We start from the raw sequence: 14,456 nt of genomic DNA, 5'->3' as shown, positions 1-14,456 counted from the left end.
CCTAAAACGGTCAACTCTCACCTATCACGCCCGGACCGTTCGATGACCGCCTCTCCCGTCTCGCCGAGCGATCCTGCCGGCCCCTTTCACGTCACCCATCGGCTGATCCTGGCAATTGCGCTGCCGATGACGCTCGGCTTTCTGACGACGCCGCTGCTCGGGCTGGTCAATACGGCTGTCGTCGGACGCATGGGGCAGGCGACGCTGCTGGCAGGCCTTGCGATCGGCGCCATCCTGTTCGACCTGATCTTCACCACCTTCAATTTCCTGCGGGCAGCGACGACGGGGTTGGTTGCCCAGGCCTATGGCCGCGGTGACCGCCGTGAGCAGCAGGCGGTGTTCTGGCGATCGCTGATCATCGCGCTCATTTGCGGTGCGGTCAGCCTGCTCGTGTCACCGCTTCTGCTGTCCGGCGGCCTATGGCTGATGGGACCGGAGCCCGAGGTGGCGGCCGTCACCCGGACCTATTTTCTCTGTCGCATCATTTCCGCGCCTGCCGCTCTTGCCAACTACGCCATCCTCGGTTTCGTGCTTGGCCGCGGCGAAGGTACCATCGGTCTGGCGTTGCAGACACTGATCAACGGCATCAACATCGTGCTCTCGATCCTGGTCGGTCTCGTTCTCGGCTGGGGTGTGACGGGTGTCGCGCTCGCGACCGTCATCGGCGAGATTGTCGGTGCACTTGCCGGCTTTGCCATCGTTTATGGGCGCTTCGATCGCATGGACGCGCCGAGCTGGGCGCTGATCTGCGATCGCGAACGGCTGAAGCCGCTCTTCGGGCTCAACCGCGACATCATGATCCGCTCCTTCGTGCTGCTGGCCGCTTTCGCGCTGATGACGCGCATCGGCACGGCCTTCGGACCGGTGACGCTTGCGGCAAACGCGGTGCTGATGACGATCTTCCTGGTTGCCGGCTATTACCTCGACGGTCTCGCCAATGCTGCCGAACAACTGATCGGCCGCTCGATCGGTGCCCGCTACCGCCCGGCCTTCGATCGGGCGCTACGCCTCACGGGCGCCTGGTCGCTGGGGCTCGCTCTGGTCACCACGATCGCCCTTGTGCTCCTTGGCGACAGGCTCGTCAATCTGCTGACGACGGCGACCGATGTCCGCGCGGCCGCATACGAGTATCTGCCCTGGGCGGCGGTAACCGCGACCACGGGCGCGCTCGCCTTCCTGATGGACGGCGTCTTCATCGGCGCCACCTGGTCGCGCGAGATGCGCAACATGATGGTAGTGGCCTTTGTCGGCTACGCGGCGGCCCTGGCCGTGCTTGTACCCGTCTTCGGCAATCACGGGCTCTGGGCCGGCCTCAACCTTTTCCTGCTGATGCGCGGCGTCTTTCTGCTTTCGAGAATTCCCGCGAAAGCGCGTCAGACCTTCCGGGCGGCCCAATAGTCGATGCGGCTGTCGCGGATGTCGCGGATCGAGTTGAGCCGTTCACGGTCGCAGAGATCCGAAAGACCACGCACAATACGGCCGGGCAGCGCGGGCCCCTCATAGACCATGCAGGAATAGAGCTGGACCAGATCGGCGCCGGCGCGGATCTTCTCCGCTGCGGTCTCGGCCGAACCGACGCCGCCGACGCCGATGATCGGCAGGTTCGGTCCGACGCGCTTGCGCATGCGGGCAAGCACCGCCGTCGACTTCTCGAAGAGCGGCTTGCCGGAGAGGCCGCCGGCTTCCTTCGCCTGGGTCTGATCCTTCAGGCCCTCGCGCGAAAGCGTCGTGTTGGAGACGATCAGACCATCGAGATTGTGGGCGAGCACTTCGGCTGCGATGTCATCCATGCCCTCTTCCGTCAGATCGGGTGCGATCTTCAGGAATACCGGAACGTAGCGGCCGCTGCTGCGGGCTTCCTCGTCGCGAGCCGAGAGCACGGCCGATAGCAGGGYGGCGAGGCTCTCGCGCGCCTGCAGGTCGCGCAGGCCGGGCGTGTTGGGCGAAGAGACGTTGGCGGTGAAATAGCGGGCGACCGAGTAGAAGGCATGAATGCCGTTCACATAGTCGGCAATGCGGTCGGCACTGTCCTTGTTGGCGCCGATATTGACGCCGATCAGCGCATTGCGCGAGCAGGCCTTGAGCCGCGCCAGTGCCGCGCCATGGCCCTCATTGTTGAAGCCCAGCCGGTTGATGACGGCCTCGTCCTCGACCAGCCGGAAAATGCGCGGTTTGTCGTTGCCGGACTGCGGCTTCGGCGTGACCGTGCCGATCTCGGTGAACCCGAAACCGACCTTCAGCAGCGCTTCCGGCACCTCGGCATTTTTGTCGTAGCCTGCGGCCATGCCGATCGGGTTCGGAAACTCGATGCCCGCGACCGTCTGGGAAAGCCGCTTGTCGGCCTTGGCGGGACAGCTGGGCACGAGCCCGGTCTTCAGCGCCTTGATCGACAGGCCGTGTGCGGCCTCCGGATCGAACAGGAAGAGGCCACGACGGGCAAGATTGGTAAGCGGGTTCATGCGTCAAGTTCCGGGAAAGTATGCGAGCCATCGGCGCCAAGCGGCAGGGGTTTTTCCCAGACCACGGCGGAGAGGAAGAGGGGGGCGTAGAGATGCGGGAAGAGGGCACCACCGCGCGAGGGTTCGTAGACCAGTTCCTCGCCGAGCGCGTCGCCATCGACGGCGACCAGCAGCAGGTCTTCCTGTCCTTCGAAATAGCGCGCCGCCGTCTCGACGACCTGCTCGCCGGTCGAAAAATGGACGTAACCGTCGGCGAGATCGACGGGTGCACCGTCGAAGCGCCCGCTGCGCCTGGCTTCCTGCCACAGCGAGGCCGGAACGATCTTGTAGATGATGGAACCCATTGTGCCCGTCTGTCCCCGTAATCTTCTGTCGTGGCCTTGCCGCAAATATCGGCGATTGTCCATCGCAGAAGGACGCCGATTCGCGCATAATCGGTGGTGAAGATCGATTTCGCTCATCCCGTTCATGTGCCGGACGTCATCTGGCAAGGACCGCAACGGAGAGGACGTCATGAGAAAAGCAACTGTCGCACTTCTGATTGGTGCCGGCCTGGCATTCGCCGGCATCGCCTCGGCGCAGGATCCGGCGCCCGGCCGCTATAGCATGCAGAAATCCGAGACGGGCATCGCCCGGCTCGACACGCAAACCGGCGAAGTGTCACTCTGCCAGGAAAGGAACGGCGAACTCGTTTGCCGCATGGCAGCGGACGAACGCTCTGCGCTCGAGCTGGAGATCGACCTCTTGACCAAACGGGTGGAGACCTTGGAAAAGGCCGTCAAATCCGGTGATAGCGTCGCGAAACGGGACCTTCCGACCGACGAAGAGATTGACCGGACAATGGGCATCATGGAAAGAATGATGCGTAAGTTCATGGATATCGTGAAGGATCTCGAAGGCAGCGACCCCGCGACGGAGCCGCAGAAGACCTGAGACGCCGGATCGGCCATGCGGAATGCGGATCGGCGCGTGGAGGCGTGCAGGTCGCAGGCCGGGCTCTTGGGAGGGAGCGACATGACGCCGGACATGACCATCATCATCGCGGACGATCATCCGCTGTTTCGGGGCGCAATGCGCCAGGCCCTCAGCGGCATGGACGGCGCGCCTGCCATCGTCGAGGCGGGCGATTTTGCCGCCGCCCGCAAGGCCGCTGCCGATTATCCGGATGCCGATCTCCTGCTGCTGGACCTGACCATGCCCGGCGTCAGCGGCCTCTCCGGCCTGATTGCGCTTCGCGCCGAGTTTCCGAGCCTGCCGGTCATGGTGGTTTCCGCCCATGACGATCCGGCAACGATCCACCGCGCGCTCGACCTTGGCGCCTCCGGCTTCCTGTCGAAGTCGGCCGGTATCGAGGAAATCCGCGAGGGGATCGAGAAGGTGATGGCCGGCGAGGTCTTCGTGCCGGCGGGCTATGACCAAACGCAGGAATACGAACCGGAAGTCGCCGATCTGCTGCAGCGGCTGCAGACGCTGACGCCGCAGCAGTCGCGTGTTCTCAGCATGCTGGGTGAGGGCCTGCTCAACAAGCAGATCGCCTATGAGCTCGGCGTCTCCGAGGCAACCATCAAGGCGCATGTCTCGGCGATCCTGTTGAAGCTCAATGTCGACAGCCGCACCCAGGCGGTCATCCAGCTTTCCAAGATAGGCACCGTCGCCGCGGCCTGAGGCGGTTGACCCAGCGCTACAGCCATATTCTTCTATCGCCGGCGCACCGCCGACGCCGCTCACTCAGCAGCCGTTCGCGCCGCCGTCGAAAGTTGCGTCAGCCACGCCCGCATCGCTGCCGGTCGCACCGGCTTGTTCTGGATCGAGACGCCGTCGCGCTCGGCGGCGGCGCGTACTTCCGGAGTGCGATCCGCCGTCACCAGCAAGGCCGGGATCGCCTCACTCGCGGATAGCCGGATCCTCGCGATTGCCTCGATGCCCGTTCCATCGTCGAGGTGGTAGTCGGCGATAACAGCGTGCGGCTTTTCGGCCGGCTGTGCGGCCATCTCGGCGCAGGCGGCAACCGATTCAGCCGTGCTGACGACGCAGCCCCAGCCGGACAGCAGCACCTTCATGCCCTCGAGGATGCGCGGCTCATTGTCGATGCACAGCACACGCAAGCCGTTGAGCGCCTCGCTTGCCTTGCTGGGAACGACCGGGCGGACGGCGACCCGTTCGCCGGCGCTAATGTCCAGCGGCAATGTCACCTTGAAGCCGGTGCCCTTGCCCGGTGTCGATTGCAGGCTGACGGGATGGTTGAGCACACGCGAGATGCGATCGACGATCGAAAGGCCTAAGCCGAGGCCGGAAGCCGTGCGCGCACCCTCGTCGAGCCGGGCGAACTCCTTGAACACCGTCCGGAATTTTGAGGATGGAATACCGATGCCGGAATCGAGCACCTCGATCGTCGCCATCGCACCATGCCTGCGCACGCCGACCAGCACCTTGCCGGCGAGCGTATATTTGATCGCGTTGGAAACGAGGTTCTGGACCACGCGTCGAAGCAGGTTCGGATCGCTGCGCACAGTGAGCGAGGTCGGCATGACCACCAGTTCGAGATCCTTCGCGCGGGCGATCGGCGCGAAATCGGTCTCGATGCGGCGGAGCAGGTCGTTGAGCGGCACGGATTGCAGCCGCGGCTTCATAGCGCCGGTGTCGAGGCGTGAGATGTCGAGCACGGCGCCGAGAATGGCTTCGACCGATTCCAGCGAGGAATCGATGTTCTCGACCAGTGTGCTATCATCGGAATCGCCGAGCCGCTCGACCAGCGAGGAGGAGTAGAGCCGGGCGGCATTGAGCGGCTGCAGGATGTCGTGGCCGGCCGCTGCGAAGAACCGCGTCTTGCCGATATTGGCCTCTTCCGCGGCAGCCCGTGCTTCGGCGAGCTCCCGGTTCACGCGGGTCAACTCGCCAGTACGCTCCTCGACGCGCAGTTCCAAAGTCTCGTTCGCCTGTTTCAGCGCCATGTCGGCGGCAACGCGCTGGGTGATGTCGGTATAGGTGGTGACGATGCCCTTGTCGGGCATGGCGTTGGTACGCACTTCGATGATGCGCTCGCCATTGCTAAGTTCGAGCAGGAAGGGTTTGTCGAGTGTCAGGAAGTTGGCGATCAGCCCCTTTTCCTGATCCTTGCGGATATCGCCGCGCTTGGTGAGGATCGAGACGATATCGGCAAGCGGGAAGCCCACCTGGCCGGCGGCTTCAGGCAAGTCGAGAAGCTGGCGGAAGCGCCGGTTCCAGATGATCAGGTTGTTGGCATTGTCGAAGACGGCGATGCCCTGGTCCATCTGCGAGAGTGCCGTCTGCAGCATATCCTGATTGTACTGCAGCGCCTCGCTTGCCTGGTCGAGCAGCCAGGCCGTGTCCGATGACGTGTCGTCGCCGCGCTGCAGGACGAGCGAAAGCACGAGACGCGCCGAGGATGAGCCAATGGCGCTGCCGAGCAACTGCTCGGAAAAATGCACGACCGCCATGTCGGCCGGCGCGTTGTCGTCCAGCCAGCGGCCGGATTGGCGCTCATAGGTGTGGAACGAGCGCTGCATGCGCTCGGTGCCCATGTAGCGGCCGATCGTCGCCTTGAGATCGCGTACCGTGACCTTGGTCTTGCGACCGCGGAAGGTGCCCTCGGTGCGCGACCGTCGGGTGATGAAGATGCCGGCCTGGAAGCGCTCGATCGGCTTCGGCGTTCGCGTCAGTGACGCCAGCACATAGGCGCTACAGTTGACGAGCAGGCTCAGCGTCGTGGCATTGACCAGCGGGTCGGCGCCGGGACCCGAGAACAGGTCTGTAAATGGCAGTAGGAAGCTTAGGACCGTTGCCGCGACCTGAGAATTGTCCGGTCCGCCGAGGCTCGGCAGGAACAGGAGATAGGCCCAGACGAAGAAGCCCGAGACCATGCCGGTGATCGCGCCGCGCGCATTCGCCTGGCGCCAGACGAGGCCTCCGAGCATGGCCGGCGCCATCTGGGAGATGGCGACGAAAGACAGTAGCCCCAGCGATGCAAGCCCCGCGCTGATATCGGCGGAGCGGTAATAGCCGTAGCCGAGCAGCAGCACGACGAAGATCGCCGAGCGGCGGATGTTGAGAAGCGTCCCCGCTAGGTTTTCCTGCAGGCCCCCGCGCTGGCTGAGATTGCGGCGCAGGAACACCGGCATGACGATGTCGTTGGAAATCATGATCGACAGCGCCACCGACGCGACGATCACCATGGCCGTCGCTGCCGAGAAACCGCCAATGAAGGTAATCAGCGTCAGGAGCGGCAGGCCGTTGGCGAGCGGCAGGGTCAAGAGGTAAAGATCCGCGTCGCCCGAACCCGAGAAGGTGAGGATGCCGGCAATCGCGATCGGCAGGACGAAGAGATTGATGGCGACCAGATAAAGCGGGAAGAGAATGCCGGCGGTCCGAAGTTCTCCCTCGGTGCGGTTTTCGACGACGGTGACGTGAAATTGGCGCGGTAGCATGATCACCGCGAAGGCCGAGGTGACGATCAGCAGGATCCATCGCGCCGTCGGGGTCTCGTAGGACAGCGCCGATTGTACCGCCGGGCTTTCGGTGGCCAGTGACCAGAGATGCGCCGGGCCGTTGAAAATGACGAAGACGATGTAGAAGCCGGCAGTGACGAGTGCCACGAGCTTGACCAGTGACTCCATTGCGATCGCCAGGATCAGCCCGTCCTGGTGCTCCGTCGCGTCGGTGTGGCGCGTGCCGAAAACGATGGCGAAGCAGGCGAGAAACAAGGTCACGAGCAGCGGCAGGTCGATGAAGCTCTGCCCGGCGCCGATGCCGTAGTCGCTGGTGTTGATCATCGCCGCGACAGAACTCGAAATCGCCTTGAGTTGCAGCGCGATATAGGGGATGGCGCCGACCAGCGAGATCAGCGCGACGATTGCTGCCACGGCCGGGTTCTTGCCGTAGCGCGCGGCGATGAAGTCGGCGACGGAGGTCAGTTTCTCTGTCTTGGCGAGGCGGATGATCTTGCGGATCAGCGGCATACCCAGCGTGAACATCAGGATCGGCCCGATATAGATACCGGTGAATTCGAGCCCGCGCTCGGCCGCAAGCCCGATGCCGCCGAAATAGGTCCAGGACGTGCAATAGATCGCAAGGCTGAGGGCATAGACGAGCGGTCTGCCTTTCAGCGCAGCGCTTTTCCTCCTGGCCCGCCGGTCGCCATAGCTCGCGACTGCAAACAGCAGCAGCAGATAGGCGAAGGCCGAGGCAAAGATGACCGAACCCGAAAGCATGCCTCACTCCTCCGACGCGAAGCATAGGACAAGTCCGTCAGGTTGAGAATTGCCCCGCGCATGAGTCTTAAGTCCAAGGCGCTGCAAGAGAAAATGCGCTTTCGGACGCGGAGGGGTTTCGTTCCCTCTTTTCGCAGGCGCGATTTGACCAAAGGCAAAGAAAGGTTTTCTCGCTGCCCGCTTTGGTTTAGTTTCCGTAAACGGTTGCAGCGCGGGACAGCGCCGGCGGTCGTTTTCAACGGGGATAAAACGGAGAGACGTATGCTGAATGAGTTCAAGGAGTTTATTGCCCGCGGGAACGTGATGGATCTCGCGGTCGGTGTCATCATCGGCGCTGCCTTCAACAAGATCGTGACGTCGGTCGTCGAAGACCTCGTGATGCCGATTGTTGGTGCGCTCACTGGCGGCGGTTTCGATTTCTCCAACTACTTCGTCCCGCTCTCCGCCAATGTGACCGCGACGTCTCTCGCCGCCGCTCGCGCGCAGGGCGCCGTTTTTGCCTACGGCAACTTCATCACCGTGCTCATCAACTTCCTGATCCTCGCCTGGATCATTTTCCTGATGATCAAGGCTGTGAACCGCATGCGCGCGTCGATGGAGAAGAAGAAGGACGAGGCGCCGGCCGCTCCGCCGCCGGAAGACATCCTGCTGCTCTCCGAAATCCGCGATCTGCTGAAGCAGCGCGCCTAACTCTTTCTTCGAGGCCCCGGCTCGCCGGGGCCTCAAAACATCACAGAAATCGATAAACCGGTCAGATAAAGTCGCGTGATCGCTCAGACGAAAGCGGCTAGAAGCGACGGGCAACCTGGGGCAGGCCATCTCCGCTCCAGTCCATTGGTATCTTTCACGATAATCTTGGGCGATCCGGCCTGGGACCGTCGTGCCTCCGGAGCCCGCCGATGACCATTCTGAGCAGCATCAGTCCCCGTGCACTTGCGGCGCCCGAAAGCGGCATCGTCGAAGTGGTGAACTATGCCCGCGGGCGCGATGGGCTGATTCCGCTCTGGGTCGGCGAAGGCGACCTGCCGACGCCCGCTTTCATCAGCGATGCGGCGCGCGAGGCGCTCACGGCCGGCGAGACTTTCTATACCTGGCAGCGCGGCATCCCGCCGCTGCGCGAAGCGCTTTCTCGCTACTATCAGCGGCGCTTCCAGAAATCCCTTTCGCCCGAGCATTTCTATGTCGTCGGCTCCGGCATGCAGGCGATCAAGCTCTCGATCGAGGCGATCGCTTCGCCGGGAGACGAGATGGTGCTGTTGACGCCGGCCTGGCCGAACTTTGCCGCTGCCGCCGATCTCTCCGGCGTCCGTCCGGTTTCCGTCGAACTGCGCTTCGAACACGGCAAATGGCAGCTCGATCTCGATCGACTGGCAGCGGCGGTCGGTCCGAAGACCAGGGCGCTGTTCATCAACACGCCGTCGAACCCGACCGGGTGGACCGCGACGCGGGAGGAGCTGGCGGCGATCCTGGCGCTGGCGCGCAAGCATGGTCTCTGGATCATCGCCGACGAGATCTATGCGCTCTACTCCTATATCGGCGCCCGCGCGCCGTCCTTCCTCGACGTCATGGAGGAAGGCGACCGGATCCTCTTCGTCAATTCCTTCTCGAAGAACTGGTCGATGACCGGCTGGCGTGTCGGCTGGATCGTCGCTCCTCCGGAGATGGGGCAGGTGCTGGAAAACCTGGTGCAATATTCGACGTCGGGTGTTGCCCAGTTCATGCAGCGCGGCGCCGTCGTTGCGCTCGACGAGGGCGATGCCTTCCTGGACGCGAATGTCGCCAAGGCGACGAAAAACCGTGACGTCTTCTGCGACGCGCTGATTGCCACCAACCGGGTGGAAACGCTGAAGCCCGACGGCGCGCTCTATGCGTTCCTGAAGATCGATGGTGTTACGGATTCGCGTGCGGCGGCGATCGATATCGTCGACAAGACTGGTGTCGGCCTGGCACCGGGCACCGCCTTCGGCAACGGCGGTTCGCTGTTCATGCGCGCCTGCTTCCTGCGCGATCCGGCCCACGTGAAGGAAGCGGCGGACCGCCTGCAGCGCTATATTCTTGGCGGCTGATGCCGGGACGCATGACCGAGGAGGCGACTATTCGTCGCCGGTCTCGCCCAGAACTTTCTGCTCATGGGCAATCGCATGGCCAATCAGCCGCGCCCAGATATCCTCGTAGAAATCGGGGTCGAGATTGAAGTTCGCGGCGTTCTTGCGGGCGTTCTCGCGCACTTCCATGACCCGCGCCGGGATATCCGCCTTCAGCTTCAGCGGTGCCTTGATCTCGGCTGCCCGGTCGATATAGCCCCAGCGTTCGGCAAACAGCGTCATCAGTGCCTCATCGAGCCGGTCGATTTCGGCACGCACATCGGCCATGGTTTCGCATTGCGCGGGGGTCTTCTGCATCTGTCTCGTCCGATTGCCTGGGGCCTGGCCGTTTCGGCCGCGCGCAGATCCAGGGCGTTCGAGCGTCCCTCGGCTCTCAGCAAGCGGGGCGCCCTTGCGGCGCACTGCTAACAAACGGCGAGCTTTCTGAGAAGGGGCAACAGGGTCGCACTTTGCGGCATCACCACTCCGAAAGGAGGGCGGAAAGATGCGCAGGCGACTGAGCGCGGGTGGTCACCTCAGCAGGCGATCGCTTTGCAGGGGAGGAGGGTGCGGTCCTGTCTCCGTCTGCGGCGATCGCCTGCTGACGTGTTGAGAGAAGTTAGCCGGCCAAGCTTGAGCGAGGCTTTTTAGAGCGGAAAAAACTCCGCGGGCTTGCGCTTCCCGCGCGGAATTTATGTGAATCGGTCATGTTCCGATCATCAGCTTGATCGCAAGGCCGACGAGGGTGACGGTCGCTACCCCCGCACACCAGAGGCCGACGAACCAGAGGAGCTTGCGGCCGGTACCCGTCTCGCTGGTCAATGGTAGCCCTCCTCGGGATCGACTTTGCCGCGGAACACCCAATAGGCATAGGCGGTGTAGGCAAGGATGATCGGCACCAGAACCAGCGCGCCGGCGAGCAGGAAGGACAGGCTTTCCTCCGGTGCTGCCGCATCCCAGATCGTCAGAGATGGCGGCACCATATAGGGATAGAAGCTGATGCCGATGCCGGCATAGCCAAGCACGAAGAGGCCGAGGGCCGCGATGAAGGGCCGGCTGTCGTGCCGGTTGCGGATACCCGTGATCAGCGCATAGAGGCAGCCGAGAACGAGGGCCGGCACGATGACGCTGAAGATCGCTGTCGGAAAGCCGAACCACCGATCCAGATATTGCGGCTCCAGGAACGGGGTCCAGAGACTGACGATGCCCATGGCAGCGATGGTGCCGAAGGAGCACCTGAGCGCAAGGCCGCGCGCCTGGTCCGCAAGGTTGCCGTGGGTCTTCATGACCAGCCAGGTGGCGCCGAGCAGCGCATAGCCGACGACGACGGCAATACCGGTCATGATCGAGAACGGCGTCAGCCAGTCCCACCAGCCGCCGACATAGGCACGATTCTCAACCGGAATGCCCTGGACCAGCGCCCCGAGCGTGATCCCTTGCGCAAACGCGGCGAGCGTCGAGCCGCCGGAGAAGGCCCAGTTCCAGAGATACTCGGCCCGGCGCGTGCGCCAGCGGTATTCGAAGGCGACGCCGCGGAAGATCAGGCCGATGACCATGGCGATGATGGGGGCGTACAGTGCTGGCAGGATCGTCGCGTAAGCCAGCGGGAACACGGCCATCAGGCCACCGCCGCCGAGCACCAGCCAGGTCTCGTTGCCGTCCCAGACCGGGGCGACGGAATTCATCATCACGTCTCGGTCGTGCTTCTCAGGGAAGAATGGAAAGAGGATGCCGACGCCGAGGTCGAAGCCATCGAGAATGACATAGGCGAGCACCGCAAAGGCGATGATACCCGCCCAGATGAGCGGCAGATCAAAGTCCATGGTGACCTCCCTGGGTGTTGGCGTGCGTGCTGTGAATGGCAGGGCCGGGCATGATGCCGGAGCTGCGCAATGGTCCTTCGTCGAGATCCGGCAGGGTGTCCTTCGGCAGGCGTGCCATGAGCCGGAGGATGTAGAAAGTGCCGGCGCCGAAGACGAAGAAATAGACGATGATGAAGGCGATCAGCGAGGCGGCGACGGCCGGTGCTGCGATTGGCGCCACTGAATTCGCCGTCAGCAGGTGCCCGTACACCGTGTAGGGCTGGCGCCCGACCTCGGTGGTGACCCAGCCGGCGAGCACGGCGACGAAACCGGCGGGCCCCATGGCGATGGCGGCGCGGTGCAACCAGACATTGCTGTCGAGCGTGCCGCGGTAGCGACACCAGAGCGACCAGAGGCCGATGCCGAGCATGGCGAAGCCGAGGCCGACCATCACCCGGAACGACCAGAAGACGACGCCGACGGGAGGATGTAGCTCTTCCGGGATCGTGTCGAGACCGGCGAGCGGGGCGTTGAGATCATGCTTCAGGATGAGGCTGGAGAGCTTCGGCACTTCGATCGCATAGTCGATGCGCTTTTCCGGCGAGTTCGGGATGCCGAAAAAGATGAGTGGCGCGCCGTCCGGATGGCTCTGGTAATGGCCTTCCATCGCCATCACCTTGGCCGGCTGGTGTTCCAGCGTGTTGAGGCCGTGCATGTCGCCGGCAAAGATCTGGATCGGCGCGACGATCGCCGCCATCCACATGGCCATAGAGAACATCTTGCGCGCGCGCCGCGGCGCCGTCTTGCGGATGAGGTGCCAGGCGCCGCAGGCACCGACGACGAATGCGGTCGTCAAATACGCGGCAAGCACCATGTGCACGAGGCGGTAGGGGAAGGACGGGTTGAAGACGATCTTCCACCAGTCGACGGGAACGAACTGGCCCGCTTCGTTCATGGCAAAGCCAGCCGGCGTCTGCATCCAGGAATTGGCCGAAAGGATCCAGGTGGCGGAAATCAGTGTGCCGACGGCGACCATGAGCGTCGCGAAGAAATGCAGCTTCGGCCCGACACGATTGAGCCCGAAAAGCATGACGCCGAGGAAGCCGGCTTCGAGGAAGAAGGCCGTCAATACCTCATATCCCATCAGCGGCCCGATGATTGGCCCGGCTTTGTCGGAAAAGACGCTCCAGTTGGTCCCGAACTGATAGGACATGACGATGCCGGAGACGACGCCCATGCCGAAGGCGACGGCGAAGATCGTCTTCCAGAAGTGGAAGAGCTCAAGATAGACCGCATCCTTCTTCAGGAGCCACAACCCCTCCAGCACCGCAAGGTAGCTCGCAAGACCGATGGAAAAGGCGGGGAAGATGATGTGGAAGGAGACGGTGAAGGCGAACTGGAAGCGAGCGAGCAGGGTCGCATCGAAACTTTCAAACACGGGCGCAATCCTTTCAGACATACGGACGCGCGGCGTCGTTGACGCGGGCCGTATCGCTCTGGCTGCTGCATCTTGTTGTCCGTGACCGATCGTCGATCAGGGAACCTCTTTGGGCGTTTGCCAGGACAGACTTCAGTGTTTGTGCCGGCGTCTCAGCATGCGCTTGAATCTGCGCCAAATTTGCCAAACGTCAATGACAGCGCGTCCGCCACGTTGTCACACTGCGGCAATGTTGCGCTGCGGCATATTGGCGGAACGGTAGGGCGAGCGCGCCTCAGCGGCGCGCGAGATAGGCTTCCGCGAGATCGGTCCAGAAGGCGGCGCCGATCGGCAACAGGTCGTCGTTGAAGTTGTAGCCGGGATGGTGCAGCGGCTTGTCGTCGTCGCTGACCTTCGAGCCCAGGAAGAAGTAACTCCCCGGCCTCTCCTGCAGCATATAGGCGAAATCCTCGCTGCCCATGAACGGACGGGCAAGATCGACCACCTTGTCGGCTCCGGCAAAGCGTACTGCGAGGTCGCGAACGAGATCCGTCTCGGCCTTGTGGTTGATCGTCGCGTCGTAGCTGCGCTGGTAGTCGACCGTTGCGCGCATGCCGAAACTCGTGGCCTGCGCTTCGGCGATCATGCGGATGCGGCGTTCGAGTTCGTCGCGCACGGCGGGGTCGAAGGAGCGGATGCCGACGACGATCTCGGCGCGCTCGGGAATGATGTTGCTGGCTGAGCCCGCATGGAAGGCGCCGACGGTGACGACGGAGGGATCCATGGGGTGAATGTTGCGCGAAACGATTGACTGCAGCGCCATGATGATCGAGGCGCCGCAGACGATCGGGTCAGCCGTTTCTTGCGGCTCGGCGCCGTGTCCGCCACGGCCGTGCACGGTGATGCGCGCCTCATCGACGGCGGCCATGATCGGCCCTTCGCGAAGTGCGAACTGGCCAAAGGGCAGGCCCGGTTCGTTGTGAAGCGCGAAGACGGCGTCGCAGGGGAATTTTTGAAACAGGCCCTCGTCCATCATGATCTTGGCGCCGCCGAAATTCTCCTCGGCCGGCTGGAAGATCAGGTGGATCGTGCCATCGAAATTGCGTCGTTCGGCGAGCGCGCGGGCCGCACCCAGCAGCATCGTCGTGTGGCCATCATGACCGCAGGCATGCATCAGCCCTGCGGTCTTGCTGGCATAGTCGAGCCCGGTTTCCTCCAGGATCGGCAGCGCATCGATATCGGCGCGGATACCGATCGAGCGCGTGGAAGTACCGTTTCGGAGCGTGCCGACGACGCCGGTTTGCGCGAGGCCTGTCGTTACTTCGTAGCCGAGGCTTTCGAGATGTTTGGCGATGAAGGCAGAGGTGCGCTTCTCCTCCAGCCCGAGTTCCGGATGGGCATGCAGATCGCGGCGGATCGCAACGAGTTCGGGCATGGCGTTGGTGATGGAGGAGGAGAGCTTCATG

General features: G+C 63.3%; 12 protein-coding genes. 5 read left to right on the top strand and 7 right to left on the bottom strand.

Features of this window, described 5'->3' with window-relative positions; all coding sequences use genetic code 11:
• The first annotated feature begins 42 nt into the window (after positions 1 to 42).
• Entirely contained in the window at positions 43 to 1,398 is a 1,356-nt protein-coding gene (locus AB4Z53_RS02905; RefSeq protein ID WP_441594567.1) for an MATE family efflux transporter, read from the top strand.
• Here AB4Z53_RS02905 and AB4Z53_RS02900 read toward each other — a convergent pair.
• Together AB4Z53_RS02900 and AB4Z53_RS02895 are read right to left on the bottom strand one after the other, a co-directional pair.
• Positions 1,374 to 2,459 carry a quinone-dependent dihydroorotate dehydrogenase gene (locus tag AB4Z53_RS02900; protein WP_441594565.1) on the bottom strand — a complete coding sequence of 362 codons (1,086 nt, stop codon included), beginning with the start codon at positions 2,457 to 2,459 and terminating at the stop codon, positions 1,374 to 1,376. The genes AB4Z53_RS02905 and AB4Z53_RS02900 overlap by 25 nt on opposite strands.
• Entirely contained in the window at positions 2,456 to 2,803 is a 348-nt protein-coding gene (locus AB4Z53_RS02895; RefSeq protein WP_113536505.1) for a DUF952 domain-containing protein, read from the bottom strand. The genes AB4Z53_RS02900 and AB4Z53_RS02895 overlap by 4 nt, the downstream gene beginning before the upstream one ends.
• Before the next feature lie 169 nt (positions 2,804 to 2,972).
• On the opposite strand from AB4Z53_RS02895, the gene AB4Z53_RS02890 reads away from it, so the two are divergent.
• Positions 2,973 to 3,392 carry a hypothetical protein gene (locus tag AB4Z53_RS02890; protein WP_113536504.1) on the top strand — a complete coding sequence of 140 codons (420 nt, stop codon included), beginning with the start codon at positions 2,973 to 2,975 and terminating at the stop codon, positions 3,390 to 3,392.
• 81 nt (positions 3,393 to 3,473) lie between these two features.
• Positions 3,474 to 4,124, top strand: coding sequence for a response regulator transcription factor (locus AB4Z53_RS02885; RefSeq protein WP_113536503.1), 651 nt, complete (start codon positions 3,474 to 3,476; stop codon positions 4,122 to 4,124).
• A 59-nt stretch (positions 4,125 to 4,183) separates the two neighbouring features.
• On the opposite strand, the gene AB4Z53_RS02880 is transcribed toward AB4Z53_RS02885, so the two are convergent.
• Positions 4,184 to 7,687 (bottom strand): PAS domain-containing hybrid sensor histidine kinase/response regulator, encoded by a 3,504-nt coding sequence (locus AB4Z53_RS02880; protein ID WP_441594562.1) that lies wholly within the window; start codon positions 7,685 to 7,687, stop codon positions 4,184 to 4,186.
• A 261-nt stretch (positions 7,688 to 7,948) separates the two neighbouring features.
• On the opposite strand from AB4Z53_RS02880, the gene mscL reads away from it, so the two are divergent.
• Together mscL and AB4Z53_RS02870 are read left to right on the top strand one after the other, a co-directional pair.
• Positions 7,949 to 8,377, top strand: a complete 429-nt coding sequence (gene mscL / locus AB4Z53_RS02875) for a large conductance mechanosensitive channel protein MscL (RefSeq protein WP_113536501.1) — start codon at positions 7,949 to 7,951, stop codon at positions 8,375 to 8,377.
• Positions 8,378 to 8,586: 209 nt separating this feature from the next.
• The gene (locus tag AB4Z53_RS02870; protein WP_441594560.1) at positions 8,587 to 9,753 is read left to right on the top strand and encodes a pyridoxal phosphate-dependent aminotransferase; all 1,167 of its coding nucleotides are present in this window, start codon (positions 8,587 to 8,589) and stop codon (positions 9,751 to 9,753) included.
• A 27-nt stretch (positions 9,754 to 9,780) separates the two neighbouring features.
• Here the strand turns inward: AB4Z53_RS02870 and AB4Z53_RS02865 are convergent, their stop codons facing one another.
• The 4 genes from AB4Z53_RS02865 to AB4Z53_RS02850 all read right to left on the bottom strand — a co-directional run bounded on the left by AB4Z53_RS02865 (position 9,781) and on the right by AB4Z53_RS02850 (position 14,455).
• On the bottom strand, positions 9,781 to 10,089 hold the full coding sequence (locus tag AB4Z53_RS02865; RefSeq protein ID WP_113536499.1) for a chorismate mutase family protein: 309 nt from the start codon (positions 10,087 to 10,089) through the stop codon (positions 9,781 to 9,783).
• 500 nt (positions 10,090 to 10,589) lie between these two features.
• Positions 10,590 to 11,594 (bottom strand): cytochrome d ubiquinol oxidase subunit II, encoded by a 1,005-nt coding sequence (gene cydB, locus AB4Z53_RS02860; protein ID WP_441594558.1) that lies wholly within the window; start codon positions 11,592 to 11,594, stop codon positions 10,590 to 10,592.
• Positions 11,584 to 13,011 (bottom strand): cytochrome ubiquinol oxidase subunit I, encoded by a 1,428-nt coding sequence (locus AB4Z53_RS02855; RefSeq protein ID WP_441594556.1) that lies wholly within the window; start codon positions 13,009 to 13,011, stop codon positions 11,584 to 11,586. The genes cydB and AB4Z53_RS02855 overlap by 11 nt, the downstream gene beginning before the upstream one ends.
• Before the next feature lie 274 nt (positions 13,012 to 13,285).
• Positions 13,286 to 14,455 (bottom strand): M20 aminoacylase family protein, encoded by a 1,170-nt coding sequence (locus AB4Z53_RS02850; protein WP_441594554.1) that lies wholly within the window; start codon positions 14,453 to 14,455, stop codon positions 13,286 to 13,288.
• Between the last annotated feature and the right edge of the window lies 1 nt (position 14,456).

The organism is Ensifer sp. 2TAB8 (assembly GCF_052115125.1).
Classification (GTDB): Bacteria; Pseudomonadota; Alphaproteobacteria; order Rhizobiales; family Rhizobiaceae; genus Ensifer.
The sequence above is the reverse complement of the archived record's forward strand: the minus strand, read 5'-3'. Positions and strand labels throughout refer to the sequence as shown.

What these genes read in the sequence shown, in the direction of transcription:
- AB4Z53_RS02905 (WP_441594567.1), top strand. Translation starts at nt 43, where the DNA reads ATGACCGCCTCTCCCGTCTCGCCGAGCGATCCTGCCGGCCCCTTTCAC.
- AB4Z53_RS02895 (WP_113536505.1), bottom strand. Translation starts at nt 2,803, where the DNA reads ATGGGTTCCATCATCTACAAGATCGTTCCGGCCTCGCTGTGGCAGGAA.
- AB4Z53_RS02890 (WP_113536504.1), top strand. Translation starts at nt 2,973, where the DNA reads ATGAGAAAAGCAACTGTCGCACTTCTGATTGGTGCCGGCCTGGCATTC.
- AB4Z53_RS02885 (WP_113536503.1), top strand. Translation starts at nt 3,474, where the DNA reads ATGACGCCGGACATGACCATCATCATCGCGGACGATCATCCGCTGTTT.
- AB4Z53_RS02880 (WP_441594562.1), bottom strand. Translation starts at nt 7,687, where the DNA reads ATGCTTTCGGGTTCGGTCATCTTTGCCTCGGCCTTCGCCTATCTGCTG.
- mscL (WP_113536501.1), top strand. Translation starts at nt 7,949, where the DNA reads ATGCTGAATGAGTTCAAGGAGTTTATTGCCCGCGGGAACGTGATGGAT.
- AB4Z53_RS02870 (WP_441594560.1), top strand. Translation starts at nt 8,587, where the DNA reads ATGACCATTCTGAGCAGCATCAGTCCCCGTGCACTTGCGGCGCCCGAA.
- AB4Z53_RS02865 (WP_113536499.1), bottom strand. Translation starts at nt 10,089, where the DNA reads ATGCAGAAGACCCCCGCGCAATGCGAAACCATGGCCGATGTGCGTGCC.
- cydB (WP_441594558.1), bottom strand. Translation starts at nt 11,594, where the DNA reads ATGGACTTTGATCTGCCGCTCATCTGGGCGGGTATCATCGCCTTTGCG.
- AB4Z53_RS02850 (WP_441594554.1), bottom strand. Translation starts at nt 14,455, where the DNA reads ATGAAGCTCTCCTCCTCCATCACCAACGCCATGCCCGAACTCGTTGCG.